The sequence below is a fragment of the Fibrobacter sp. UWH6 genome (genome assembly GCF_900142465.1).
GTDB lineage: Bacteria > Fibrobacterota > Fibrobacteria > Fibrobacterales > Fibrobacteraceae > Fibrobacter.
Genome location: NZ_FRAX01000001.1, coordinates 310,515 through 335,332 on the forward strand (window position 1 = coordinate 310,515; position 24,818 = coordinate 335,332).

General features: G+C 51.5%; 22 protein-coding genes and 1 tRNA gene. 11 read left to right on the forward strand and 12 right to left on the reverse strand.

The window, feature by feature from the left end:
- Window positions 1–72: 72 nt before the first annotated feature.
- The 5 genes from BUB73_RS01335 to BUB73_RS01355 form a co-directional block, all read right to left on the reverse strand.
- The gene (locus tag BUB73_RS01335) at window positions 73–570 is read right to left on the reverse strand and encodes a YchJ family protein (protein WP_073156175.1); all 498 of its coding nucleotides are present in this window, start codon (window positions 568–570) and stop codon (window positions 73–75) included.
- A 160-nt stretch (window positions 571–730) separates the two neighbouring features.
- Complete coding sequence (locus tag BUB73_RS01340) at window positions 731–1,351, reverse strand: methyltransferase (RefSeq protein ID WP_073156181.1); 621 nt, start codon at window positions 1,349–1,351, stop codon at window positions 731–733.
- 86 nt (window positions 1,352–1,437) lie between these two features.
- Window positions 1,438–2,562, reverse strand: a complete 1,125-nt coding sequence (gene rlmN, locus BUB73_RS01345; protein ID WP_073156184.1) for a dual-specificity RNA methyltransferase RlmN — start codon at window positions 2,560–2,562, stop codon at window positions 1,438–1,440.
- Between the two features lie 47 nt (window positions 2,563–2,609).
- Entirely contained in the window at window positions 2,610–2,957 is a 348-nt protein-coding gene (locus BUB73_RS01350; protein ID WP_073156186.1) for a helix-turn-helix domain-containing protein, read from the reverse strand.
- Between the two features lie 194 nt (window positions 2,958–3,151).
- Window positions 3,152–3,225 (reverse strand) — tRNA-Arg (locus BUB73_RS01355).
- A gap of 235 nt (window positions 3,226–3,460) precedes the next feature.
- On the opposite strand from BUB73_RS01355, the gene BUB73_RS01360 reads away from it, so the two are divergent.
- A complete protein-coding gene (locus BUB73_RS01360; protein ID WP_254794987.1) occupies window positions 3,461–5,737 on the forward strand; it encodes a penicillin-binding protein 1A in 2,277 nt (758 codons plus the stop codon).
- 50 nt (window positions 5,738–5,787) lie between these two features.
- Window positions 5,788–8,388 (forward strand): efflux RND transporter permease subunit, encoded by a 2,601-nt coding sequence (locus tag BUB73_RS01365; RefSeq protein ID WP_073156751.1) that lies wholly within the window; start codon window positions 5,788–5,790, stop codon window positions 8,386–8,388.
- A 111-nt stretch (window positions 8,389–8,499) separates the two neighbouring features.
- Here BUB73_RS01365 and groL read toward each other — a convergent pair whose 3' ends face one another.
- The 3 genes from groL to BUB73_RS01380 form a co-directional block, all read right to left on the reverse strand.
- The gene (groL, locus tag BUB73_RS01370; protein WP_073156191.1) at window positions 8,500–10,131 is read right to left on the reverse strand and encodes a chaperonin GroEL; all 1,632 of its coding nucleotides are present in this window, start codon (window positions 10,129–10,131) and stop codon (window positions 8,500–8,502) included.
- Window positions 10,132–10,305: 174 nt separating this feature from the next.
- Entirely contained in the window at window positions 10,306–10,587 is a 282-nt protein-coding gene (gene groES / locus BUB73_RS01375; protein ID WP_073156194.1) for a co-chaperone GroES, read from the reverse strand.
- A gap of 274 nt (window positions 10,588–10,861) precedes the next feature.
- Window positions 10,862–11,914, reverse strand: coding sequence for a hypothetical protein (locus tag BUB73_RS01380; protein WP_073156196.1), 1,053 nt, complete (start codon window positions 11,912–11,914; stop codon window positions 10,862–10,864).
- Between the two features lie 148 nt (window positions 11,915–12,062).
- Between BUB73_RS01380 and BUB73_RS01385 the strand changes: the two genes are divergently transcribed.
- On the forward strand, window positions 12,063–12,755 hold the full coding sequence (locus tag BUB73_RS01385; protein ID WP_073234036.1) for an OmpA family protein: 693 nt from the start codon (window positions 12,063–12,065) through the stop codon (window positions 12,753–12,755).
- 107 nt (window positions 12,756–12,862) lie between these two features.
- On the opposite strand, the gene BUB73_RS01390 is transcribed toward BUB73_RS01385, so the two are convergent.
- Complete coding sequence (locus BUB73_RS01390; protein ID WP_073156200.1) at window positions 12,863–13,696, reverse strand: CvfB family protein; 834 nt, start codon at window positions 13,694–13,696, stop codon at window positions 12,863–12,865.
- A 127-nt stretch (window positions 13,697–13,823) separates the two neighbouring features.
- On the opposite strand from BUB73_RS01390, the gene BUB73_RS01395 reads away from it, so the two are divergent.
- Together BUB73_RS01395 and BUB73_RS01400 are read left to right on the forward strand one after the other, a co-directional pair.
- Window positions 13,824–14,258 (forward strand): DUF6434 domain-containing protein, encoded by a 435-nt coding sequence (locus tag BUB73_RS01395; RefSeq protein WP_175547626.1) that lies wholly within the window; start codon window positions 13,824–13,826, stop codon window positions 14,256–14,258.
- A 231-nt stretch (window positions 14,259–14,489) separates the two neighbouring features.
- Window positions 14,490–15,302 carry an Rpn family recombination-promoting nuclease/putative transposase gene (locus BUB73_RS01400; protein ID WP_073156202.1) on the forward strand — a complete coding sequence of 271 codons (813 nt, stop codon included), beginning with the start codon at window positions 14,490–14,492 and terminating at the stop codon, window positions 15,300–15,302.
- A 131-nt stretch (window positions 15,303–15,433) separates the two neighbouring features.
- On the opposite strand, the gene BUB73_RS01405 is transcribed toward BUB73_RS01400, so the two are convergent.
- The 3 genes from BUB73_RS01405 to BUB73_RS01415 form a co-directional block, all read right to left on the reverse strand.
- Complete coding sequence (locus BUB73_RS01405; protein ID WP_083539596.1) at window positions 15,434–16,381, reverse strand: YeiH family protein; 948 nt, start codon at window positions 16,379–16,381, stop codon at window positions 15,434–15,436.
- Between the two features lie 21 nt (window positions 16,382–16,402).
- Window positions 16,403–16,939, reverse strand: coding sequence for a DUF5662 family protein (locus BUB73_RS01410; protein ID WP_073156207.1), 537 nt, complete (start codon window positions 16,937–16,939; stop codon window positions 16,403–16,405).
- A gap of 406 nt (window positions 16,940–17,345) precedes the next feature.
- Window positions 17,346–17,564 carry a hypothetical protein gene (locus BUB73_RS01415; protein WP_073283020.1) on the reverse strand — a complete coding sequence of 73 codons (219 nt, stop codon included), beginning with the start codon at window positions 17,562–17,564 and terminating at the stop codon, window positions 17,346–17,348.
- 64 nt (window positions 17,565–17,628) lie between these two features.
- Here BUB73_RS01415 and BUB73_RS01420 point away from each other — a divergent pair, with 64 nt between their 5' ends.
- The 6 genes from BUB73_RS01420 to BUB73_RS01445 all read left to right on the forward strand — a co-directional run bounded on the left by BUB73_RS01420 (window position 17,629) and on the right by BUB73_RS01445 (window position 24,795).
- A complete protein-coding gene (locus BUB73_RS01420; RefSeq protein ID WP_073156210.1) occupies window positions 17,629–18,621 on the forward strand; it encodes a metallophosphoesterase in 993 nt (330 codons plus the stop codon).
- The gene (locus BUB73_RS01425) at window positions 18,618–20,756 is read left to right on the forward strand and encodes a cytochrome c biogenesis protein (RefSeq protein WP_073283023.1); all 2,139 of its coding nucleotides are present in this window, start codon (window positions 18,618–18,620) and stop codon (window positions 20,754–20,756) included. The genes BUB73_RS01420 and BUB73_RS01425 overlap by 4 nt, the downstream gene beginning before the upstream one ends.
- Before the next feature lie 119 nt (window positions 20,757–20,875).
- Window positions 20,876–22,165, forward strand: coding sequence for a deoxyguanosinetriphosphate triphosphohydrolase (locus BUB73_RS01430; protein ID WP_254794988.1), 1,290 nt, complete (start codon window positions 20,876–20,878; stop codon window positions 22,163–22,165).
- Between the two features lie 9 nt (window positions 22,166–22,174).
- A complete protein-coding gene (locus BUB73_RS01435) occupies window positions 22,175–22,858 on the forward strand; it encodes an HAD family hydrolase (RefSeq protein ID WP_073234026.1) in 684 nt (227 codons plus the stop codon).
- Between the two features lies 1 nt (window position 22,859).
- Window positions 22,860–23,666, forward strand: coding sequence for a metal ABC transporter permease (locus BUB73_RS01440; protein WP_073283029.1), 807 nt, complete (start codon window positions 22,860–22,862; stop codon window positions 23,664–23,666).
- Between the two features lie 10 nt (window positions 23,667–23,676).
- Complete coding sequence (locus BUB73_RS01445; RefSeq protein ID WP_073156224.1) at window positions 23,677–24,795, forward strand: hypothetical protein; 1,119 nt, start codon at window positions 23,677–23,679, stop codon at window positions 24,793–24,795.
- Window positions 24,796–24,818 lie beyond the last annotated feature (23 nt).

Consider the following 24,818-nt stretch of genomic DNA (forward strand, 5'->3'; position numbering starts at 1 on the left):
ATTCCTTAGCTCAAAGGGCCTTTGGCCCGCCCTCATGCCTCAGAGCACCGCAGGTGCGTCCTCATACCGTCGTTACTTACCAGCGCCGCAGCACTTCTTGTACTTCTTGCCAGAACCGCAGGGGCACGGATCGTTACGGCCGACATCCGGACCGGTCTTCTTCACGGTTTCCTGCTTGACTGCACGGCCGTCATAGAAGAACCATGCGCCACCAACCTTGTGGAATTCGCCCAGTTCGTGGTGGTTACGGGTGATGTTGCCCTGCTTGAAGCGAGCTACGAATTCGACCCAGCCGATGTTCTTTTCTTCTTCGGTCTTGGTCTGCTTGATTTCGATGCCCAGCCATTCGGATTCCTTGCTCCATGCTTCGACGCTAGCTTCGTCGAAATCGGAACGCTGAGTAGCTTCCAGGGATTCCTTGAGCCATGCGATTTCGTGCTTGGCGTAAGCGGTGTAGCGAGAACGCATCAGTGCTTCGGGAGAAGCGGCGAGAGCAGTCTGCTTGATGACCGGTTCGCAGCATTCGCAATATTCTTTACCGGAACCACAGGGGCATAAATCTTGAGCCATAATAACCTCGTTAAAAGTGTGAAAAATTTACAGCGAAAAAGATAGAAAAAAGGTTAAAGGATAAAGTTTAAAGTTTAAAGGCGGTAGGCTGTTTACGGCGAAAAAAAAAGGCGCGGGATGACCGCGCTCCTTTATCCTTTCGCCTATAACCTTTATGCTACTACAGGCACTTCTTGAGAATCCAGAATTCTTCCTTACCTGCACGGTCGGGGAGGCTGTTTACGGCCGGGATGCGTTCAACCACATCGAAAACGCCGCCGAGACGAGCCATCAGTTCGCCTTCGCTGGTGCAGTGCGGAGGACCCTGCAGGGTCTTGCCGTTCATCAGCGGGTACATGAGGGAAATCAGCACTCCGTCGTCCTTCAGCATCTTGTAGCAGACTTCGAAGAATTCGTCGCGACGACCCGGATGGATTGCAGTGAAGGTACCGTAATCGTACACGATATCGAACTGCTGGCCGCCACGCTTCTGATCCTTGGGAGAAAGGGTGAACAAGTCCAGGTCCAGGGAACGGAGGTTCTTGTGCTTGCGGCTCAAGTGGTCCAGTTCATCGACTGCGGTTGCTGCGAAATCTACTGCCAGAACGTCATGGCCGCGCATGGCCCATGCTTCGGCGTCGTAACCAAAGCCTGCGCCAGGAACCAGCACGGAGCCGGTAGCGGGGCAGGAGGGGTTCTTGAAAAATTCCAGCAGGGCAGGGGTAGCCTTCTTGGTGTTCCAATAGTCCTTGCCTTCTGCGTAAAGATTATCCCAAAATTCCGGGAGGTTTTGTGTCAACATTATTTACCTTCCTGTTTGTTTCTCTTGCTAATTACTTATCCTAATTCCAAATTTGATTCCGTCCTGGAGCCCTGTGCCGAACCTTGTCAGTCCTGCCTGGGCTTTGCGTCGGGGAGGCTGTGGCCTCTTTCAAATGCTTCCTGGTTGTCCTTGTTCTTCTTGTAGGCCAGCTGTCCGCAGGCGGCCAGAATGTCGCGGCCACGGGCGGTACGGATGGTGATCTGGACCTGGGCTGCTCGGACCGCGGCGAGGAAGGTGTCCACTTCTTCGGGGGTAGGGGCGTGCAGGTTCGGGTCGTCGCCATCGTTTAAGATGATGGCGTTCACCTTGACGCGTCGGGGAGCGCAAATGCGGATCAGTTCCTTGGCGGCCTTGGGCGTACAGGTGATGTTCTGGATCAGAACGAATTCGAACGTCACATAATTATCGGTTCTACGGATATATTCGTCTACCGCTTCCAAAAGTTTTTCGATGGGCCAGAGGTCATTTACCGGCATGACGGAAGAGCGGTATTCGTTATTGGTGCTGTTCAGGCTGATGGCCAGGCAGCAGGGCGTGTTGCGGTCCACCAGTTCCTTGATGCGGGGGACGACGCCGCTGGTGCTGACGGTCATGCGCTTGGAGCCCATGTTGAACAGCTTCTGGTTGTGCAGAGTGCAGCAGACTCGGTGTACGTTTTCCAGGTTGTTCAGGGGTTCGCCCATGCCCATGAAGATGATGTTGGTGACCTGGGCGATCTGACCTTCTTCGTTGAAGATGTTGTTGTCTTTCAGGTACCAGTTGACGTTCAGGATTTCTTCGAGGATTTCGCCGGCTTCGAGATTACGGAAGAAGCCCATCTTGGCGGTGCGGCAGAATGCGCAGTTCATGGCGCAGCCCACCTGGGTAGAAACGCAAACAGAAAAACGACCGTTGGCGGGGATCATCACGGTTTCGATGTGATATCCGTCATGGGTTTCGAACAACCATTTGACGGTTCCGTCTACGGAAACCATGTGCTGGTCTTCCTTGAGGGAGCGCAGCTCAAACTGGTTTGCCAACTTTTCGCGAAGTGCGGGTGAAATATTCACCATTTCGTCGTAGGAACGGACCTGCTGGCAGAACAGCCATTTCTGAATCTGGTCTGCTCTAAAAGGCTTTTCGTCGACGTCCCTAAGCCAAGCTTTCAGTTCGTCTGTGGTAAGTGTTTTTATGTTGCGCGGCCATTCCATAGGTCGCAAAGATAGTAAAAAATAGCCTTTTTGTTAAGGGTCGTAGATTACGGCTGTGACTTGTGTCTGATGTTTTCGATGTAGTCGTTGCAACGGTTTGGCGAAGCTGCGATCTTGGCCGGTTCCGAAGCCCTGCAATTGTCTTCCATTTCGTAAAAATTGTACAGTTTGTCCACTTCCTGGAATAGTTCGGTCAGGGTCATTTTGCAGGCCGTGGCTAGGACGCTCATGGTGAAAATAGAGGGGGCTCTCTTGCCGCTTTCGACTTGGGAGATGAACTGGCGGGTAATATGGGATTTGAGGGCGAGTCCCAGCTGGGTTAGCCCTGTTTTTTGACGTTTGGCGAGAAAAATGTGCTGGATGACTTTCGATAAGATGATTTGCTTGTAGATCATTTTTCCTCCACGGCGTGGTATGGGTAATAATGTGTTCCTGTTTTTAACCTTGTATGTAAATTTAGAATAAAATTAAACGCGCCGTGCAAACAACTGTTTGCAAAATGAAGGACAGTTTGAAAAGTTTTTGAAACAAAATGTCTGGGGAGGTGTAAAACGAAAAAAACAGTAAGATCTCTCTTACTGCTTTTTTCTGCGGGTGCCAGGACTCGAACCTGGAGCCTTTTGGTTCGTAGCCAAACGCTCTATCCAGTTGGGCTACATCCGCGTTTTTGTTTTGTTGTTTGACTCTCGTCTTTCAACGCGCACAAAGATAGATTATTCACGATATTTGTCAAGGGTAATTCCTAAAAAAAATGATTTTTTTTGAAAAAAGTTTTTATGGGGGGGCTTTAGACCCCTCTTTTCATGTTCCTTAAAGGTATGATGTTCTCGTATTAGCTATCTTTGTCCCCAAATTTTTAACCTTATATATTATAATGAATAAAGTTAAAGCTGTCCTAATGAATGTCCTTCAGATTTTGAAGGGCTGGTTCACCGATAAAAAGGTGCTGATTTGGCTCGGAATCCTGGCTTTGCCGGTGATTATCGCTTTTGTGACGGTTGTGGCGGTGTACAACCACTTTGCGCCGGAGCTGCCCTCCCTTTCTCAGCTGGAGCAGATCAATCCCAAGCTGGTCACGAAGATTAACGACATGAACGGCGAAATTGCCCACGAGTATTTCGTGGAACGTCGCGAATGGACTCCCTTCGACTCGATTCCGGAAGATGCGATCCATGCGGTGATGGCTACCGAAGACCGTGCCTTCTATGATCACTGGGGTATGAACGTGTGGGCGATTCCGTCTGCCATTCTGGAAAGTGCGACCTCGGGCAAGAAGCTCCGCGGTGCCTCTACCTTGACCCAGCAGCTGACCAAGCTCCTGTTCCTGACGCCGGAACGAACCATTTCCCGTAAGATCAAGGAAATGATGACCGCCATCCGCATCGAACAGACCTATACCAAGAAGGAAATTCTTGAATTCTACATGAATGAAGTTTACCTGTCTGGCGGTAACTATGGTTTCCAGGCTGCAGGCAAGTTCTACTTCGGTCGCCCCCTGGACAGTCTGACCATTCCTGAATATGCTGTTCTTGCCGGTATGCTCCAGCGTCCGGAAGCTTACCGCCCCGACCGTCATCCCAAGGCTTCACTGGAACGCCGCAACACGGTGCTCTATGCCATGCGCGATGCCGGCTACATCAATAATGATGATTATCATAAGTATATCGAAACTCCGATCACCCTGGCCAAGAAGGAAGTGAATAACGATGCCGGCCTGTACTTCTACGAAGAAATCCGTAAGTACATGGAAAAGAAGTATGGCGAAAACTCCCTCTATGCCGATGGTGTGACTATTAATAGTACCATCGACCCGGCCATCCAGGCTTATGCCGATAGCGTTGCCCGCGTGCAGGTGGAAAAGGTTCGCCGCCGCGTCAAGTACCGCACCACACGCCGTCTGCTCTTGACCAAGAAGTATGATATGCCCGAAGATAGCGTGGTGGCACACTTCGACAGCATTTATGCCGATTTCAAGAAGAATTATCTGGCTGCCGATACCGCTGCCGACTTGACCAAGCGCCGTTATCCGGATAGTATCCGCTATCATCATGCCGAAGTGGCCGCCATCCTTATCGAAAACGAGACGGGCGCAATCCGTGCCATGGTGGGTGGTAGCGACTGGAACGCCTCCCGCTGGAATCGTGCCGTACAGTCCTTGCGTCAGCCCGGGTCCTCTTTCAAGCCCATCGTCTATTCCACCGCAATGGATAACGGTGCAAGCCCCTGCGACTCCGTGAACGACCAGCCTGTGAGCATTCCCGACCCGGATGACAAGAACCCCAACAAGGTGTGGCGTCCGGCCAACTTCGAACATGACTTCGAAGGTATGATGACGCTCCGCCGCGCCCTGTACCGTTCCAAGAACCTGCCTGCTATTTTGACGGGTATGAAGTACGGCCTGAACAATGTGGTGAACTACGCCCGCAAGTTCGGTATCGTTCGCGCTCCGTTGATGGCTGTGCCTAGCTTGGCTCTGGGTTCCGTGGGTGCAACCCTGATGGAAATGACGTCTGCCTATACAGTGTTCCCCAATGGCGGTAACCGTATTGAACCTTACATGATCGAATCTATCGTGGACCGCAACGGCGAAGTGATCGAACGTAACTCCAAGGTGGAACACGAAGTGCTGCGCCCGGCTTCTGCCTACCTGATGGTGGACATTCTGAAGGACGTGAACATTCGCGGTACTGCCGCCCGTGTGTATGCCAACGGCTTTACCCATCCCAGTGGTGGTAAGACGGGTACCACAAACGATTACACGGACTGCTGGTATATCGGTTTCACGAAGCAGTACACCATGGGTGTCTGGGTTGGCTCCGATAATCCGGGTTCCCTGGGTGCAGGTCATACCGGTACTGAAGATGCCCTGCCTGTCTGGATTGCCGTGATGAAGGAACTGCATAAGGATCTGCCCCGCAAGCCCTTCCCGGTTCCCTCCGGCGTTGTAAGCAAGGGCGTTTGCAACCACACGGGTAAGGCTGCCGGTGAGTTCTGCTCCGAAAAGACCGTCTGCCTGTATACCGCTGGTTATGCTCCTACTGAAACTTGCGACGGTAACCACTTCGAAGTGAAGACCAAGTCTGCTGACGATGCCACCCTCTTTAGTAACAAGGGTGCGGTAAGCAGCCCGGCCACGTCCGCCGGTGGGGCTAAGAAAGCCCGCAAGATGTTCTAGGAAAAGTGTTTGAAAAGAAGAGGATAGGAGGTCTTCTGATGGATGGTAAAATGAATAAGAAATCGTTTACTGAAAAATTTTCTGGCTGGTATATCCCGCTGATTTGCAGAAACAAGTTCAAGGCTCTGGCCTTCTACCTAGTGTTGGCGGTACTCTGTGCCATTCCCATCCTGTTTAAGCCTGGTCTTAAGCTGGATGCGGACTTGTCCCACTTGCTGCCGGAAGATACGCCTAGCGTCAAGGCTCTGCAGGAATCCTTCAGCCGTTTCGGTAGTACGGACCGTTTCATGATTGCCATCCAGAGCGAAGACGTCGAACTCGTTGCCGCCCTGCAGGATTCTATCAGTGCATACATCCACAAGAACTGGACTGGCGATTTCGTCTCGACTCAGGTCGATAACGACAACCAGTTCTTCAAGGATAACGCCCTGCTTTACCTGCCTTCGAAGCATCTGGAACGCATCCGCGACAATCTTGAAGATCTGCAGCTGGAAATCGGCCGCAAGAATGGTCCTCTGGTGGTTGACCTGATGGATGGTCTGTCCGACAGTTCTGCCTCTGCCGAAAAGAAAGAACGTGTCTGGTTTGACGCCAACCTCCCGCAGGAACTGGGCCTCCCCGAAGAAGCGGTTAGCGCCTTTGATTCCTTCTTCAAGAAGAAGGCCAAGGATGATACCTTACAGCAGGCAAAGTCTGGCGAAGAATGGAATCCCAAGGCTTTCTTGCCGGCTCATCTGAAAACTCGCCTGATCGGCACTCCTCCTCCGGAAGACTATGATGGCAAGATCCTCTTTAACGGTGTGGTGAACGCCAAACTGATCAAGCCTTCTACCGACTATGAATTCGTGACCCATATTCTGGCAAGCACCGATTCCCTGTTGAGCTACTTCGGTTCCAAGACTTACCCCGTGCCTACCCGTTTTACTGTTGAAGGTACTTACGAAGGTCTGAAGGAAGTGGATGAAGTGGCTAACGACAGTATCTTCTCCTTCGGCATTAGCCTTGTCCTGATCTTCATCTTGACCATGGTGTTCTTCCGCAGCGTGAAGGGCCCTGTGCTGGTGACTGCCTCTGTGCTGTACGCCTGCATTCCTACCCTGGCATTTACCGCCCTGCTGTACGGTAAGATGAACCCCTTTACCGTTTTTGTGGCTTCCATTATCTTGGGTATCGGTATTGACTACTCCATCCATATTTTGGGTACGGCACAAAAGCTGCTGAGCAAGAACGCCTCTTTGGAAGAAGTGCTGGAAATGGCCCAGCAGAAAATGATGAAGCCTTTCATTCTGGCAAGTTTCACCACCATCGCAGCCTTCCTGACCTTGCTTGCTGCACACTTCCGCGGCTTCTATGAATTCGGCGTGGTGGCTTCTTGCGGTGTGCTGTTCAGTATGCTGACCTCCTTGCTGGTGCTGCCTGTATTTATCAGATGCATGGGCGGTATTCCCGCTGCACCTAATAACAGTCTGCTTCCCAAGTCCTGGAGCGACAAGCAAGTCTTTAACTTCTTTAAGTATGCGGCCATTATCGGCTTCATTCTTGGTGGCATCTCCCTGTACTTTGCCCAGGATGTGGACTTCGAACACAACATGCGCAACCTGCGCCGCGTTTCTACCACGGTAAAGACTTCCAAGAACAAGATTTCTACCAAGGTGACCCGTGCCACCAACCGTGCCGTGACATCCACTCCGGCCGCCGTCATGGGTTCCAAGCCCGAACAGCTTGATATGCTGTACGATACCTTGATGGTCCGACTCCATGTGGAAAAGGATTCTACCCTGGGTAGCTTCCTGACCTTGAAGAGCTTTGTGCCGCCTATGGATTCCCAGAAGGCCCGCCTCGAAATCATCGAGGAAATTCGCGACCTGGCAGAAGCCCGTGTCTTTGACCGCGCCGAAGGCGAGGATTCCGCAAACATCGCTTCTCTCCGTCAGCTGGCCAAGGTCGAGGAATCCTTCACTCCCGAAGACGTTCCTAGCTGGACTCTGGACCTCCTCCGCGAAAAGGATGGCTCCTATGGCAAGATCGGCTTTATCTACGGTGACTTCCCCAGCTGGGATGCCCACGCCCTGCACCGCTTCCAGGAACGTTATGGCCACTGGAACTTCGACGGCGAAGACCTGCGCACCTTCTCTTCCCAGTTCATTCTCTCTGACGTGATTGAATCCGTGAAGCAGGACAGCTTCCGCCTGGCCCTGGCCATCATCCTGGTGATCTTCGGAACCTTGGCCGTGTCCTTCCGCAAGCCCAAGCTCTTCATTAGCGGCTGCATTTCCTTCGGCATGGGCACCTTGCTGACTCTGGGCGTACTTGGCGCCTTGACCCACTTCCTGGATTTCGGCAAGATCAGCATTTATAATGTGATCGTCATTCCCATGACCCTGGGTATCGGCATCGACGCTACCATCCACTTCATTACCTCTTGGATGTCCGACAAGAACATGACCCTCCGCCAGCTTATGGACAACACCGGCCGTAACGTGATGGCCAGCTCCATGACCACTATCGCCGGCTTCGTGGGCTTCCTCTTTACCACCCATCGCGGCCTGAAGGGCATCGGTGACCTGGCTTGCCTAGGCATCTTCATTTTCCTGATTACCAGCGTGGTATTCTCCATGTTCCTTTGCCAGGCATGGCTTAAGAAGAAGTAGTCAGAAAGAACAAAGCATACAGAAAAAGGGCTGCGGTTTTAAACCGCAGCCCTTTGTTCGTAAAGGGGAAAAAATCCTAGATCGCGGGGGAGACCCCGCGAGAAGGCTTTATTACATCATGCCGCCCATGCCCATGGAAGGATCCATAGCGGGTGCTGCCGGCTTGGCTTCCTTCTTTTCGGTAATCACGCAGTCGGTGGTCAGGATCATGGAAGCGATGGAGGATGCGTTCTTGAGAGCGGTACGGGTAACCTTAGCCGGGTCGATAACGCCAGCCTTGATCAGGTCTTCGTAAGTATCGGTCTTGGCGTTGTAGCCGAAGCCGTCCTTACCTTCCTTAACCTTGTTCACAACGACGGAGCCTTCGCCACCAGCGTTTGCGACGATCTGACGGAGAGGTTCTTCGATAGCGCGCTTGATGATAGCGGCACCAGTCTTCTGGTCGTCGTTGGTGAGCTTGAGGGCTTCGACAGCCTTGGCTGCGCGGATGAGAGCAACGCCACCACCCGGAACGATACCTTCTTCGACGGCTGCGCGGGTAGCGTGCATAGCATCGTCAACGCGGTCCTTCTTTTCCTTCATTTCAACTTCGGTAGCAGCACCGACCTTGATCACTGCAACGCCGCCAGCGAGCTTAGCGAGACGTTCCTGGAGCTTTTCGCGGTCATAGTCGCTAGTGGTAGCTTCGATCTGCTTCTTGATCTGGGCGATACGGCCCTTGATGGAAGCGGCGTCGCCAGCACCTTCGACGATTGTTGTGTTGTCCTTGGTGATAACGATGGACTTTGCCTGACCGAGGACGGTAACCGGAGCGTCTTCCAGCTTAGCGCCGGTGTCTTCGGAAACCAGCATACCGCCGGTGAGGATAGCGATGTCTTCCAGCATTGCCTTACGACGGTCGCCGAAGCCCGGAGCCTTAACGGCTGCCACCTTCAGGGTGCCGCGCATCTTGTTCACAACGAGAGTTGCGAGAGCTTCGCCGTCAACATCTTCAGCGATGATGAGGAGAGGCTTGCCCTGCTTTGCGACGAATTCCAGCATGGGGAGGAGGTCCTTCATGGTGGAGATCTTCTTGTCGTAAAGGAGGATGTAAGGAGCTTCGAGGGCTGCTTCCATGCTGTCAGTGTTGGTGACGAAGTAGGGAGACAGGTAACCGCGATCGAACTGCATACCTTCGACGACGTCGAGGATGGTTTCTGCAGTCTTGGATTCTTCGATGGTGATAACGCCGTCGTTACCGACCTTTTCCATAGCGTTGGCCAGGAGGTCGCCGATTTCCGGATCGTTGTTAGCGGAAATGGTAGCAACCTGAGCGATGTGTTCCTTGCCGTTGATCTTCACAGCCATCTTGCCGATTTCTTCGATGACAGCGTCAACTGCAGCGTCCATACCGCGCTTGATGTCCATGGGGTTTGCGCCTGCGGCAACGTTCTTGAGGCCTTCGCGAGTGATTGCCTGAGCGAGAACGGTTGCGGTGGTGGTGCCGTCGCCAGCGGTGTCAGAAGTCTTGTTTGCTACTTCCTTGGCCATCTGTGCGCCCAGGTTTTCGTAAGCGTCTTCCAGTTCAACTTCCTTAGCGACGGAAACGCCGTCCTTGGTGACGTTGGGTGCGCCAAATGCCTTGGCGATCATGACGTTACGACCCTTGGGGCCGAGAGTAACCTTAACTGCGTTTGCCAGCTTATCGACGCCGTTCATGAGGGATTCACGGGCAGCCACATCAAACTTCAACTGTTTTGCCATTTTTCTTTTTCCTTATTTAAAATTCTTGGGATGGGGTCGTGCCTGCGGCACTTTGGGGCTTGAGGTCGGCGCTTCGCGCCTGGAGGTTTATGATTGCGGCTTATAGCCTTTTAACCTCAAAGCATTCCGCAGGAATGCGCCCTCATACCTCAGAGCGAAGCGACCTCGCTTCTATTAAAGAGTTGCGAAGATGTCGGATTCCTTGATGATCAGGTAGTTTTCGCCTTCGACGGAGATTTCGGTGCCGCTGTACTTGCCGTAGATAACCACGTCGCCAACCTTGACTTCCATAGCAACGGTTTCGCCGTTTTCAGTCTTGCGGCCCGGGCCTACTGCCACGACCTTACCCTGCATGGGCTTTTCCTTGGCGTTATCCGGGATGAAGAGGCCGGAGGAGGTCTTCTGTTCGGCTTCAGCCGGCTTTACAACGATGCGATCTGCTAAAGGCTTGATCATTTTTCTGTCCTTTGTTGCGGGCTCCACGTTCGGGAAACCCTATTGTTTAAACTGTTGGCCTTGGGGGCCTTTTTTTGTTTCGCCCAAATTTAGCAATTTTTGTGCCAATGCCGTAAATGGGGGCTGCAGCCCTTATATATGGAGTAAATGTTCACTTTTGAAACAAAAGGCTGTTTAATTCTGAAACAAAAAAAGAGCCGGGGTACCGACTCCTTTTCGCCGCGATTCACGGCCTGCTTCGATTCACGGGTTGCCCGCGACTCTCGGCTTGTAATTACTTGATGGTGCTGGTCAGGCGGAATGCCAGGCCCACGTCGCTCACTTCGTCTTCGCTGTAGACGCTGAACTGGAGCTTGGACTTGCCGATGTTCTTCACGAGAGCCACGGTCCATGCCAGGTCATCCATCTTGTTGTCCTTGGCGAAGTGGATCTTTTCTTCGCGGTCCTTGATGTATTCCATTTCGAACATCAGGTTGCTGAGGATGCCGAAGGTGGGAATTTCAACGCCGGCGTAGAAGGGCTGGACGTAGTCACCCTGGGTGAAGTACTTGGATTCCGGAGCGATGTAGTTTTCGACGGCGGTATTGATGTCCTGGTCTTCGGTGTAGAGGCAGGCGTATTCACCGTAGAGGCGGAGGTTGGGTGCGAAGGTGTAGCTGGCGTATGCTGCAACACGGTGGGTGATGGCGGCGGTGTTCTGGACCACGTCGATGAGGTTAGAACGGTAAGCGACCTTCATTTCAAGGGGGAAGGTGAACTTCATGTCGTCTTCGACACGAATGTAGCCCTGGTTGGCGGTGCCGTTCTTGGTGGCGACCATGGCGTTCAACTGGTTCAGGCCGTGCTTCCAGCCCAGTTCAACAGCGTTGTGGCTGTAATCGCGCATCCAGAGGCCGCGCTTGGTCAGGTCCTTGTCGATATAGGTACCGAAGTTGGTGGACTGAGACCAGTCAGTCTTCCAGCGACCGATCTTCAGGTTGACGTTGTCGTTGGCGGTGGGAGCCCACTTATAGTTTACCCAGTAGAGGTCTGCCAGGATCTTGTCGTAGTTGGAGGCCTTTTCGCCGTTGGAGAGCTTGTTGCCGAATTCCGGAGCGAAGATGCGGAGCATGATCAAACCGTCAAGGCTTTCGCTCTTGTACTGGCCGCCGATGTTGGCGCGGATCCAGCCGGAGCTGAAGTTGTTGTCTTCGTCGGCGATGGACTTGGTGACCTGGGTCTGGACGTTGCCCTTGAGACTCATGTTGTCGGTGGCGTCGGCGGCGAATGCTGCGGTGCTTGCGGCAAGGCTCATGACGAGGGCTGCTGCGATCTTGTTGAACTTCATAAGAACTCCTATAATAAGGCGAAAAATTTTCGATGGTAAAATTAGCTTTTACAATAACATTTGCAAGGGTTCAAGCCTAGTTCTTGCCTCAAGAATTAATTAAATTTGGGTCGCAAAATGGAATTGCATACATTTAAAGGGATGTGCTATGAATAGGAAGTTTTTTGCTCTTGCGATGTCCGTTCTGGTTGGCTTTGGTGCCGCTTTTGCCAGGGACCTTGTTCCCAACAAGACTCACGCTGTCTTGAACGTGACCTACACCAATTACGACGATGTTCCCCAGTCTCACAAGAAGCTGACTTTCGTCGGTCAGAACAATCCCAAGAACAAGCTTGTCATTACCACTGACCAGTATGGCGAAGCCAGCTTCCACATTCCCCGCGAAGAAACTTACACCATCCTTTGTGAAAGTTTGACCGGCCCCTTCGAATGCGGTAATACCCCTTATGTTTCCAAGACCGCAAGCTCCGGCGGCATCACCGTTACCTTCGACGATACCCGTGCCGAACTGACTGGCGTCACCTTCAAGGCTGGCAGTGCCGAACTGGTGCCCACATCTCTCAAGACTCTGGACGCAGCCATTGCAGGCCTGAAGCGCAACCCCAAGGCCCTCGTGGAAATCCAGGGCCATACCAGTTCCGAAGGCAGCGACGAACTGAACGATCGCCTGAGCCAGGAACGCGCCTACAGCGTCAAGGATTACATGGTGAGCAAGGGTATTTCCGAAGGTCGCCTCAAGGCTAACGGTTATGGTTCCAGCCAGCCCAAGGCCGACAACTCCACCGAAGCAGGTCGCAAGGCCAACCGCCGTATCGAACTGGTGGTTCTTTCGGAAGAATAATTTCCAAGAATTATTTTTGACTTCGGGTCAGAACGTCTAACCATTAAAAAAGGACTTCCTTATGGGAAGTCCTTCGTCTTTTTATAAGCTGTTTTATAGACTGCTTTTTAAACCAGGCTGATTCCGTCTTCGCTGATGTAAATCTTGCCATCGCGGAAGAGGGTGCCCAGAAGCTTCTTGAAAGTCTTCTTGGACATGCCGAATTCCTGGCGGATCACTTCGGGGTCGGTGTGGTCGCCGTAGGGGAGGCTGCCGCCCGCTTCTTCAAGCTTGCGGAGGATGGCTGCCGGGCTGTCGCTCTTCATAAGGCCCTTGTAGCCGATGGGGGAAAGGTTCAAGGTGATCTTTCCGTCGGCGGTAAAGCGCTGGATAAAGCCGGGCATGGTGTCGCCGATGTAGATACGTTCCATGCCGGGAGTGAGCATGAGGCGGCCGGTGTAGCGGTAATCCACCAGGAAGTCTACGTGGTCCTTGGTGACTTCGTAGGCGGCCAGCTGGACGCGCTGACCCACATGAAGTTCGCTGGTGTCCGGATCCAGGAAGCTCTTGATTTTTTCGGTGGCCACGATTCGGTTACTCTTGTCGTCAACAAGAATGAACACCACGCAACGGTCGCCACGCTGCAGTTCGCCCAGCTGCTGCTTGAAGGGGAGGAACAGGTCCTTGTTCAGACCCCAGTCCAGGAAGGCGCCGAAACGGTTTACGTCCTTGACGTCAAGCACGGCGAATTCACCTACCTGGGCGTAGGGCTTTTCCAAAGTGGCGATGGGGCGGTCTTCACTGTCGGTGTACACGAACACGTCCAGGATTTCGCCTTCTTCAAGAGTGAATTTTTCGCGGTTGCCGGGGAGCAGCACGCGGTCGCCGCTTTCCAGTTCCAGGTAGTAGCCCTGGGGGGTAATTTCTTCTACGCGGGCACGGTTATATCTTCCGAGATCCATAAAAAAGCCTTTCCGTTCAGTTTTATTTGTTGCAACTGTGATATTTCACAGCCGACTTCTACAAAATATAGTATATTTGGCGCCCCCTTCCTAGATGAGGTGGGGGAGTGTTAGGTGGTAAAAACAAATGGAACTTAGAATAGCTCAAGAAAGAATGTCGGCGCAGAATCGTGTGCGCACCGCAAAGCCTGCGGTGGAAACCATCGGCCTGCAGACTTTTATCGAAGACGATTTTGTCTGCTCCGAAAAGCATCGCGCCTTTTTCAAGATGCATATTGGCAAGGCATTCTCTTTCAACGTGCAGTTCCAGAACTGGCTGAAGTCCAATGCGGGCCGCACCTACCAGGAAGCCATCTGCGCCTACGAACGCATCCTGAAAGAAAAGAAAGATCACAAGTCTCCTGTAGGAAACCTGCAGGAATACAACGCCTACATCCGCGACTTCTTTGCCGACAACAAGGGCCGTTCCCTGGAAGATGCCGTCTGTTGCTGGAAATACAAGAAGTCTTTAATCGGACATAACCGTTACGAAAAGACGGACCTGGTGGCGCTAAAAAAGTAAATCCGACGGATATACCCAACTTGGAAAACTTTGTCTTCGTCTCTTTGAATTTTTCACTAAAGACTTCTCCCAAGAGCATCATGCGTTTAATTCATAAATCATGACTCTCCAATCATAGGAAATTGCATTCTTCAGATAATTCAGGTAAACAAAATTTTTCTACAAAAAACTGAGTCATCAGGAATTTTCCTGCGTGTTAATAGTATGCAGAACTTTTAACGTGGAGGAAAAATGGACTGCAAAAAGAAGAAATACAAGCCTCTAGAAGAACTCACCATTCGCGACAATTTCATGTTTGTGAAAGTTTTCAGCGACGAGGCGATTGCAAAGCCTTTCCTAAAGGCTCTTCTGAAAATTGAGATCGAACGCGTAAGTGTCGTCGGCGAGGCCCACCAGCAGGCCGACCCGAACAAGAAATACATCCGCTTCGACGTTTTGGTCAAGGAGGAGTGCAATGGAATTGGTCGCACTTTCGATCTGGAGATGCAGATGGTCGATACCAAGGAATTGCCGTTGAGAGCTCGATACTACCAGGGAATTAGCGATACTGAAACCATGGGAAACACTCACAAGTACAAGGAACTCAAGGAACAATACATTATTTTTCTGTGCCCTACGGACATCTTCGGACAGGAACGTCCCATCTACGAATTCGAAAATCGTGAGAAGAACGATCCTAGCTTGACTTTGGGCGATCTCACCTACAAATATTTTTGTAATTTTAGCAGGTACGGCGCTGTAACCGATGAATCCGTTCGCGACTACCTCAAGTATTTCGCAACCGACGAAGCCTCATCTGCAGCAACGAAAGCCATCAGCGACAAGGTGGATTTCTACCACAAGGACCCTAAGACAAGGAGCGACTACATGACGTTTAAAGACATGCTTGAAGACGAACGTGAAGAGGGTCGTGAAGAGGGTCGTGAGGAGGGCCGTGCCGAGGCCTGCAAGGAACTTGCCAAGGGCTTTCGTGATGCGGGAATTTCATTAGAAGTTATCGCCAAACAAACAGGCCTTACCCCCGAAGAGATAAAAGCCCTGTAATATAAATTCTTAAAAAGCGTAAAAGGTCGCACCAATAATGGCGCGACCCTTTGTTTTAAATTATTTTAAGAAAAATTTTCGCTTTACCCATCTAAACTCTCTTTAAAATCAAGAGGAATGGTTTCTGAAAATTAGAATCCCTTGATTACCAGAAGGCTTCCGATGCCGATGGCGAGCCACAGGATCACGCCCTGGATAAAGGGCTTGGGACCGCACTTCTGGAGAGCAGCCTTGGAGAGGCCTGTACCAATAAGGAACAAAGTAACGGCAAAGCCACGCTTGGCGATGGCGACGATGGTGGTGCCGACTGCTGCAGGAACGCCGATGGCCGGGAACAGGTAGGTGTTAATGACCATGGCGATGGCGAACAGGAAGATGAACCAGGGGACCACATTCAGCTTGCCCTTGCCGGCGTTCTTGCGGAAGAACAGCATGGTAACAAGAGCCAGGGGCAAAATCCAGAGAGCGCGGGTGCACTTGACCATGGCGGCCACCTGCAGGGATTCGTCGCTGTAGGCTGCTGCTGCACCCACCACGGAACTGGTGTCGTGGATGGCGATGGCAGCCCATTCGCCGAACTGCTGGTTATCGAGACCGAAGAAGTGGCCCAGGGGAGGGAAGATGAGGAGAGCCAAGGCGTTCAGCACGAAGATGGTGCCCAGGGACATGCTCATCTGCTTGTCGTCGGCGTCTACAACGGGAGCGACTGCCGCGATGGCGGAACCACCGCAAATAGCTGTACCGCTGCTGACCAGGTAAGAAGTCTTGGAATCCACCTTGATGATCTTGCCTACGACAAAACCCAGAACCATGACGGTGGCCACAGAGATGATGGTGAACATCATGCCGTCCTTACCGCTGGCGAGAGCCGCCTGCAGGTTCATGCCGAAGCCCAGGCCAACCACGCAACCCTGAAGCAGATACTTCTGGGTCTTCTTGGCGAACTTGGGGAAGGCTGGACCGCCAAAAACAAAGGCGTAGACGATACCTGCCATGAGGGCCATCCAGGATGCTACGCAGGGGCAGCAGGCTGCAAGAATTAATGCGACAAAGGCGATTTTTGCGATTTTTTCTTTCATGTTTTCCTCTTGATGGATTCGTTAATCCGTAGGGAGTACTCTGTTTTTTCTAATAAAAGCCAGTGTTTCTTTTTCGCCCTTTTCCGCAAGCATGGTCAAGAGGTACAGAAGTTTCTTGTAGGTGTTCTCTTCCATCTTTTCGCGGGCAGTACTCTTGGTCAAGTACATCAGGGGTGCGGTGCGGTCGTAATCCTTGCCGCCGTAGGTCTTGGAGGCGGCCACGCGGTCGCAGAACATTTCCTTGATGTAACGGTCGGGCATCGGCATGGGCACGATTTTCTTCGTTGCCATTTCGTAGTCGTACCAGAATTCAAAATGATGCTTGTTTCTGCCCTTGTGATGCATCCAGGCCAGGCTGTAACCTGTATCCCGACGCTCTCCATTGTTAGGCGATTCCTTTCCGGTATAATATTTGCAACCGGGAATGAATTCCGTGGGGCTGTACTTGGAAAGATCGTGGAAAAGCCCCTGGAAACCGATACCCGCCTTGAAGCAGAGGCGAATCACTTCGTTCCTGTGCCTTGTGATGGTAATGAAATGTCGGATAGGGTGAAACATGAACGCAAATTTAGAAAAGAGAGGGGAATTAGTGAATAGTGGACAGTGAATGGTGAAGAGTGTGGCGTCATTCTGAGCGGAGTGCGAAGCACGGAGTCGAAGAATCCAGGGACTTAGATATGAATTATGAGATATGAACTACGAATTATAAAGTTAGGCGACTCCGGCGCGATTATGATAACTCATATCTGGTATCTGATAACTCGTATCTGCTTTCTAGCCATGAACACATGGGTATGTATCAGTGCAATAGTGGGCTCAACCCATGAAAACATGGCAATGCATAAGTGCAATAGTGAATTTGCAGAACTTTTACATGGGAATATATCTGTGCAATAGCACATCAAAAGGGGGAAACACCGGGTATGTTTCAAAGCAATTGTCAAAACGTTCTTCTCTCGCTGGTCTACAATCCGAGCATGGGGTCGAGATAACGGGCGCCGAAGTAGTCCATAGATCCAATCATAGGAGATTTCAGGGACTTGGAACGGTCCTCGATGAGATTTCCCTCGGAATCGTAGACAAAGTTGTTTAAGGGTGTGATGAAATCCTTAATCTTTGTTAACGTTGTGACGAGGGTGAAACCATGCCCGATTGCGTCAAGGACTAAAATATAATCCGACATTCAAAACAAGGAGCCAGACGGGAAATCCCGCTGGCTCTTTTCTCAAAACTCTTATATTTGTCTTGTGACTTGTAAGAATTCCTTCGATTTCATTGGTGATATCCACGGGCATTGTGAGTGTCTGAAGGCCTTGCTGAAAAAGCTGGGCTATGTGGAGTCTGCGGGTGCGTTCCGTTACCCGGGCAATGAACGTATGGTGGTGTTCCTTGGGGATTATGTGGATCGCGGCCCAAATGTGCGTTCCACGCTGAATTTGGTGCGGGCCATGCGGGATGCGGGTTCTGCCATTGCCCTTATGGGGAACCATGAATTCAACATGCTCAGTTTTTGGCAGAAGAACGAAGGGCCCCGCTACCTGAAAAAGGTGGGGCAGAATTATCTTCGTGAGCATACCTTCAACAAGGTGGCGGTTCATTCCAGGACGGTGACGGATTTTGTGGGGCGCAAGGATGAATTCAAGGAGATGAAGGAATTCGCCAAGACCTTGCCCTTCTACCTGGAAACGGAAAGTTTCAGGGCTCAGCACGCCAGTTTTCATCCGCGGGCTGTTGAGCTGCTGAAGGCTGCGGGCATCCATTGCTTTGCCGACGGAAATTTTGACGAATTGATTTTCCGTGCCAATGATGAAGACAATGAATATGGGGATTCCCTTTTCTGGCCTATCGATATGCTGTTGAAGGGACCGGAAATGGAACTGCCTAACCGTCAGTTCTTCTTTGATGGTGAAAATGTTAAGCGTTACAGGACCCGCTTGCGTTGGTGGGTGGACCCTGCTAAGGCCTCTTTGCAAGAATTGAGTTTACAGCCGGGTGTGACCATGCCCGAGGGTTGTGACGTAAAACCGGAAATTCGTTCTCGCGGCTTTTATGGGGAGGACGAACGCCCTGTATTCTTTGGACATTATTGGCTGACGGGTGAACCCCGCCTGATTCGTCACAACGTTTGCTGCCTGGACTTTAGTATCGCGGGGCACCTTGGAAATGGTCGGCTGGCCTGCTACCGCTTCGACGGGGAACAGAAGCTGGACGAATCTAAATTCGTGTGGGTCGGACGATGACCCGCATCTCCGCCGCTTTAAGGAAATTTGCCTCCCTGAAGGTAACCTGCGTTTTGCTGGTGGCTTTTTTGTTGCTGACTTTCTGGGGGACTTTAGGGCAGGCTGCTGCTGGGAACGAGGGGGCTGCCATTGCGGCGGACCGATTCTTTGGAAGTTATTTCCTGTGGGTGCTTGGGGTGGTGCCGCTGCCTGCGTTTAAGTCGCTGGCCGTTGTGAGTGCGTTGCACCTGATTGCCTCCATGATGTACCGCATGCCGCGGATTTTCTCTCGGGTGGACTCGGGCAGGCTTGTTCCCTCAGGTTGGCGTAACCTAGGGCTTTATGGGATGCACATTGCCCTGCTGGTTCTTTTGGTGGGTAGCCTTGTGGGTTCTGAGTTCCGCCAGGAATACAATGGTTTTCGCGCTGCTGAATCCTCAAAGCCCATTACATTCTACACTGTTGACGATAGCCTGAATACAAGTGCGGTGGGGGTAGGGGAGGGCTATCCCTATTTTACGTTCTACAAGGGCCAGGTGGATATGTTCGGCATGAAGGTGGATCTTTATACCGCTACCTATGATCCCTTCAAATTTGTGCCGTACGTGTTCATGATTTTGTTCTTGCTCAGTGCGGCGTTTCATTATGCTGTTAAGGTGCGGGCTGGGTCTGCTGCAAATAAAAAGAACTTTATAAGTGTGATTGCCTTGGTTTTTGCAGGCCTGTTTTTTACGCCTTCTGCAAATGCAACAACCCTTTTTCCTCCTGCTATTCCAGATTCTATTGCGGAAAAACTGCCTTGGAATCCTGAAGACCCTGTAATGGTCAATGGGGTTGTGCGCCCCTTTGACTCCTTTGCTCGCGGGATTGTCAACGATCTTTATGGCAAGGTTACTTTTAAGTACTGCGTAGAGGATGACTGCGATGATGAAGATGCGGTTTATATGGTTGGACTTATTTATGTGCGTGCCTCTGAAGAAAAAGAACTTTTTAAGGTTCTTCGCAGCGATGTGTTGCAGGCGCTTCATCTGCCTGAAAATAAACGTTATGTCAGCTACAATGATTTGAATGCCTCCCGTTCTCAACTGGAAATTTATGCAAGCCGCAATGATGATCATCCTGCCACATTGGAAATGAAGCGTTTGCTTGCCAACGTGCAACTTTTTGAAGCCATCCAGCGTGGCGACTTTAAGAAAGCCGAGGCAACTCCCGAACAAATGAAAACCTTTAAGGCGGAAGTTTTCTACAACCACGCCAACTTTGCCTTGATCGCGTTCATCCTAGCTTTCATCGGTTGTGTCTTGGCTGCAGTCAATTCCCTTTTCAAAAAGCGCGCCCTTGATATTGCGGCGAATTCTGCGGCTGCTGCTGTAGCTGCGACTCTCGCCATTGCTTTTGCTTTGCGTCTTTACATAACCAACCGTCCGCCTCTTTCTAGTTTGTATGAAATCGTGCTGTTGGTGGCCTTGCTTTTGGAAGCCTTTGAATTTGGTGCGTTCATTTTTTGCAAAAAGCGAACGTTCTCCCTAATTATTCCCGTGACCTTGATGGCTGCGGTTCTGCTGTTCTTCGCTAAGTTTATCTTGGAACCGGGCGATTTGTTCCAGCCCATTCCTGCTGTTTTGAATTCCGGTGTGTTCCTAACCCTTCACGTTTTTACCATTGCATTGGGCTTTGCGGGAATGATTCTTTCTGGCGTTGTAGCCCATGTGGCGCTGTTCCGCCAGACTCGATATCCTGAGGCTACAGAAAAAATCCAGAACATTTCCAAACTGCTTTTCGGTACCTTGGTTTTCGGTGCAGGATTCTCCATTTTGGGAACCTTGCTTGGTGGCGTGTGGGCGGATTATGCCTGGGGGCGTTTTTGGGGTTTTGACCCTAAGGAATGCGGAGCCCTTTTTGTTTGCCTGTGGGCCATGCTGACCTTGCATCTTCGTGGCGGTCGCCTTGTTGGCGAACGGACCTTCGCTCTGTTGAATAGCTTTAATGTGATTATCACATTCCTTTGCTGGTTTGGCATTAACTTGCTGGGTGTTGGGCTTCATAGTTATGGCTTCCAAAGCGGAACCGTAATGTGGCTCTTGACCTTTATTCTCGTTGATTTCGGTGTGATTTTTTTCCTGAATAGTCGCAACCGGGGAACTTTAAAATTATGATTTATGAATTACGAATTACGAAATGGAAAATCTCGGCGTAGCCGACTAATTTACTCTCGTACATCATAATCCGTACTTCGTAATTTTCTAAATTGTATTCCATGCTACAATGGGATACTTTGCTTTCTGCTACGCGTTATGGGCACCCTGCTGATCAGGACCCGAACCGTTCTGATTTTCACCGCGATTATGACCGCATTGTTTTTTCTACGGCATTTAGGCGGTTGGGCCGCAAGACCCAGGTGCATCCTTTTTCTGTAAATGACCATGTTCACAGCCGACTGACCCACAGTATCGAAGTCAGTAGCGTTGGCCGTAGCCTGGCCATTACAGTTTATCACCTGATCAAGAAGTACCTGCCCAAGTACATTAACGAATACCAGTTCGGTACCATTGTACAGTCAGCTTGTCTTGCCCACGATATTGGCAACCCTCCCTTTGGTCACGCCGGTGAAGCCGCCATTCGCGAATGGTTCCGCAAGAACCGCCATTCCCCGGCCATGCAGGATTTGAAACCCGACGAAATCGCCGACTTCGAAAACTTCGACGGTAATGCCCAGGGCCACCGCATTTTGAGCAAGCTGGAATACCACTTCCTTGATGGTGGTATGCGCCTGACTTATGCGACTATTGGAGCCATGATCAAGTATCCCCAGTTGGCCAAGTTTGGAACTCCCACCAGCCTTTTCTCTACCGAGGCGGATCTTTACCGCATGACGGCCTACACCTTGGGCCTCCCGGAACTGGAAACGGGCAAGTGGATCCGTCATCCGCTGGTTTACCTGATGGAAGCGGCCGACGATATCTGCTACAGTATTTTGGACGTGGAAGACGCCATTGAACTTGGCATTTTGACTTTCGGTGACGTCAGGGGAATGTTCAGCTACCTGTGTGGACCGGACGTAGATATTGACCGCGAATATCAGGAAAACGGCCAGAACTTCCGTGACTTCCTCAGCAGTATCCGCGGCCTGGCCATCCAGAATCTGATTGATGATGTGGCTGTGACTTTCGTAAAGCATTACGAAGAAATCATGAATGGCGAACCGGTAAAACATCTGACGGACCTGTCTAAGTCCGAGGTGATGGACGGCATCAAGATTGCCAAGCGCCTGGGCGTAGAACGAATTTATCCCGACCGCCGCAAGACGGAACTGGAAGTGGGTAGCTATACCACCCTGAGTACCGTATTGGACGCCTTCATCAATGGTGTTTATGACTTCCGCAAGAACGGTAAGAATTCCTACCGCGCAGACCGAATTGTACGTCTGATCGGCCAGGCGAAAATCGGCCAGAGCGTAACGGCCGCCGAAGCTTACCACCAGGTGCTGGATTTTGTCAGCGGAATGACCGATAATTATGCAACCTACTTGGCACGCCAGATTGGCGGCTTGGCCATGGGTTACTAAGAGTGTGTTATGATTTGGCTATTTGACTATGACCTTACCATTTATGGTGCCGATGAACATAATGTCATCGATTCCCTGGACCATCGCATTTCGTTGATGGTGCAGAAGGCAACCGGTACTGACTTTGAAACGGCTCACCAGATCCGTAAGGATTACCTGAAGCGTTTTGGTACCACATTGGCGGGCCTCCAGGCTATGCACGGTGTGGATCCGGAAACCTTTTTCGATTTCATTCATGAACCGGAATATCTGACTTACCCCAAGCATTCTCCGGCAAAGGCGAACCTGATTATGGGGCTTGCCGGACACCGTTTCGTGTTTACCAATGGCCGCAGGGACTGGAGCGAAGCGGGCATGGAACATATGGGTGTGCGTCAGTGCTTCGAGGATGTTTTCGACCTGAAGCAGATGGACTGGATTGGAAAGCCCCACGACAGCGCCTACGAAAAGGCGGAACGCTGGTTGGCCAAGAAGGTCCCCGAGATGTTCTTTGCCAACGGCACTCCGGCGGATCCTTCCCAGATTGTACTGCTGGACGATTCTGTCCGCAATCTGGAACCTGCCCATCGTCGCGGCTGGACCACCATTCTGGTGAACCCTGTTCCCGACGTGCCTAGCTGGGTGAACTTCTATATTCCCTCCCTTTTGCATTTGACAAGTATCTTGCCGGAATTGGCAAAGAGAATGAAGTAATATGCTTGAACTTTTGTCGATGGAGTTTATGCAGAACGCCTTGGTGGCGGCAGTCCTGGTGGCTGTGGCTTGCGGCGTCATGGGAACTTTTGTGGTGGTGAACCGCCTGACTTCCTTGGCTGGGGGCGTGGCTCATGCCTCTTTTGGCGGCGTGGGTCTGGCGGCTCTACTTGGATTCTCTCCTATGCTGGGCTCCCTGGGTTTTGCGGTGGCCTGTGCCATGCTCATGGGCATTCTCACCTGGCGAGACCGAAAGAACTCCGATACCTTTATTGGCGTCATCTGGGCTGGCGGTATGGCCCTGGGCGTGATCCTCACGGACTTGACTCCCGGTTACAGTGGCGAAATGATGAGTTTTCTGTTCGGTAGTCTTCTGACGGTACCTTTGGAACTGCTGTATTGGATGGTGGCACTCCTTGTGGTGATTCTTGTGGCCGTGGTGGTCAACTTCCGGAAGTTCCTGGCCATCTCCTACGATCCTGAATTTGCCCGGGTGCAGGGATTGCCTGTGCTGACTTACTATATGGCCCTGATTGCGCTGATTGCCTTGACTGTGGTTATTGCGGTGCAGGCTGTGGGCATGATTCTTGTGATTGCCCTGCTGACCATTCCCGCCTACATTGCGGAATGCTACGCCAAGAACCTGGCCCAGATGATGGTCATGTCGGTGGTGTTTTCGCTGGTCCTTGTGGTGACCGGGCTTATGTTGGCCTGCCAGTTGAACTTTGTGGTGGGGCCGACAATCATTGCCTGTGGCGTCCTTGTTTATGCGCTTCACTTTGCCGTAAAGAAATTGCGTAGGGCTTAAGGAGTTCTAAATGAAAAAGTCAAGTCTGTTTTTTGCTCTGTTGGTGGCTCATTGTTCGCTGTTCATTGCGGCTGCGGTGGCCTTTCCGGAACCTGCTTCTCGTAACGGCTTCAGCAACATGACCGTCAAGACCGAGTATTCCGAATTGCTGCAAGAGAAGAATGCCCGCAACGATTCCCTGTTGCCGGCCCTGGATGGCGACAAGGCTTTTGCCGAAGTGCTCCGCCTGAATCCTAACTTCTGGAGCCTGGGCGGTATGATGGATAAGGAAGCCTCCCTGGTGACCAAGCTGAACGCCCGTGTGATCTACATTGACGGTATCCGCGAAGAACCTTTCTGTAACCTGGACAAGAACTCCGGCAGTTCCGCCGGCGAATGGAATGTGAGCATTGGCGTGGACTTTGTGTCTGGCGGTTCCAATACGGTTCATATCCACGTGCAGCAGTGCCTTGACTACGTTCGCGACCAGCTGGGCTATGCCGTCAAGAAGGGCGACAAGGTGGTGGTGATTCCGCCCAAGAAGGTGCTGGATAAAATCAAGGAAAGCGAGATTCCCGATGCCATCGATATCGATATGCAGCAGACCTTGCTGAAGGCCCACGAAGATGTGAACATTTCTGGCAAGTGCCCCAAGGATATCGACGCCTACATCATTCTTCGCAATGTGTATGAACAGGTAAAGAACTTCAAGATGGATTATGTTGTCATTAACGACCAGCTGAACAAGCAACGCAACGGCGCCGGCCGTGTGCAGTCCTGTTCTTTTAGCCGTGAATGGAACAAGAAGTATCAGGAAAGCGCCAGCTTTGAATGCGACATCGACCATGACAAGTGTGTTTACCGTCAGGAAAACGATGGCGACACGGAATGGTCCATCAACTACGAGAAAGACCGCTTCGAATATATCAACGACACCTTCCTTTTCTTTGACCTGAATCCCAAGAGCATCCATAAGGGTGGCAAAATGCTGGACCTGCGACTGCTCCGTCTATCCAGTTCGCTGTACCTGGAAGCTTACCTAAACTCCAAGGGGGAACCTGTTACCCTGGGTCTGGTGATCGTTCCTGGCGAAAAGACCATGGATGATTACGATGATGGCGAAGAAGAAGAGGGGATGATGATGGAATAGCCCTAGGTGCTGTTGACCATCCA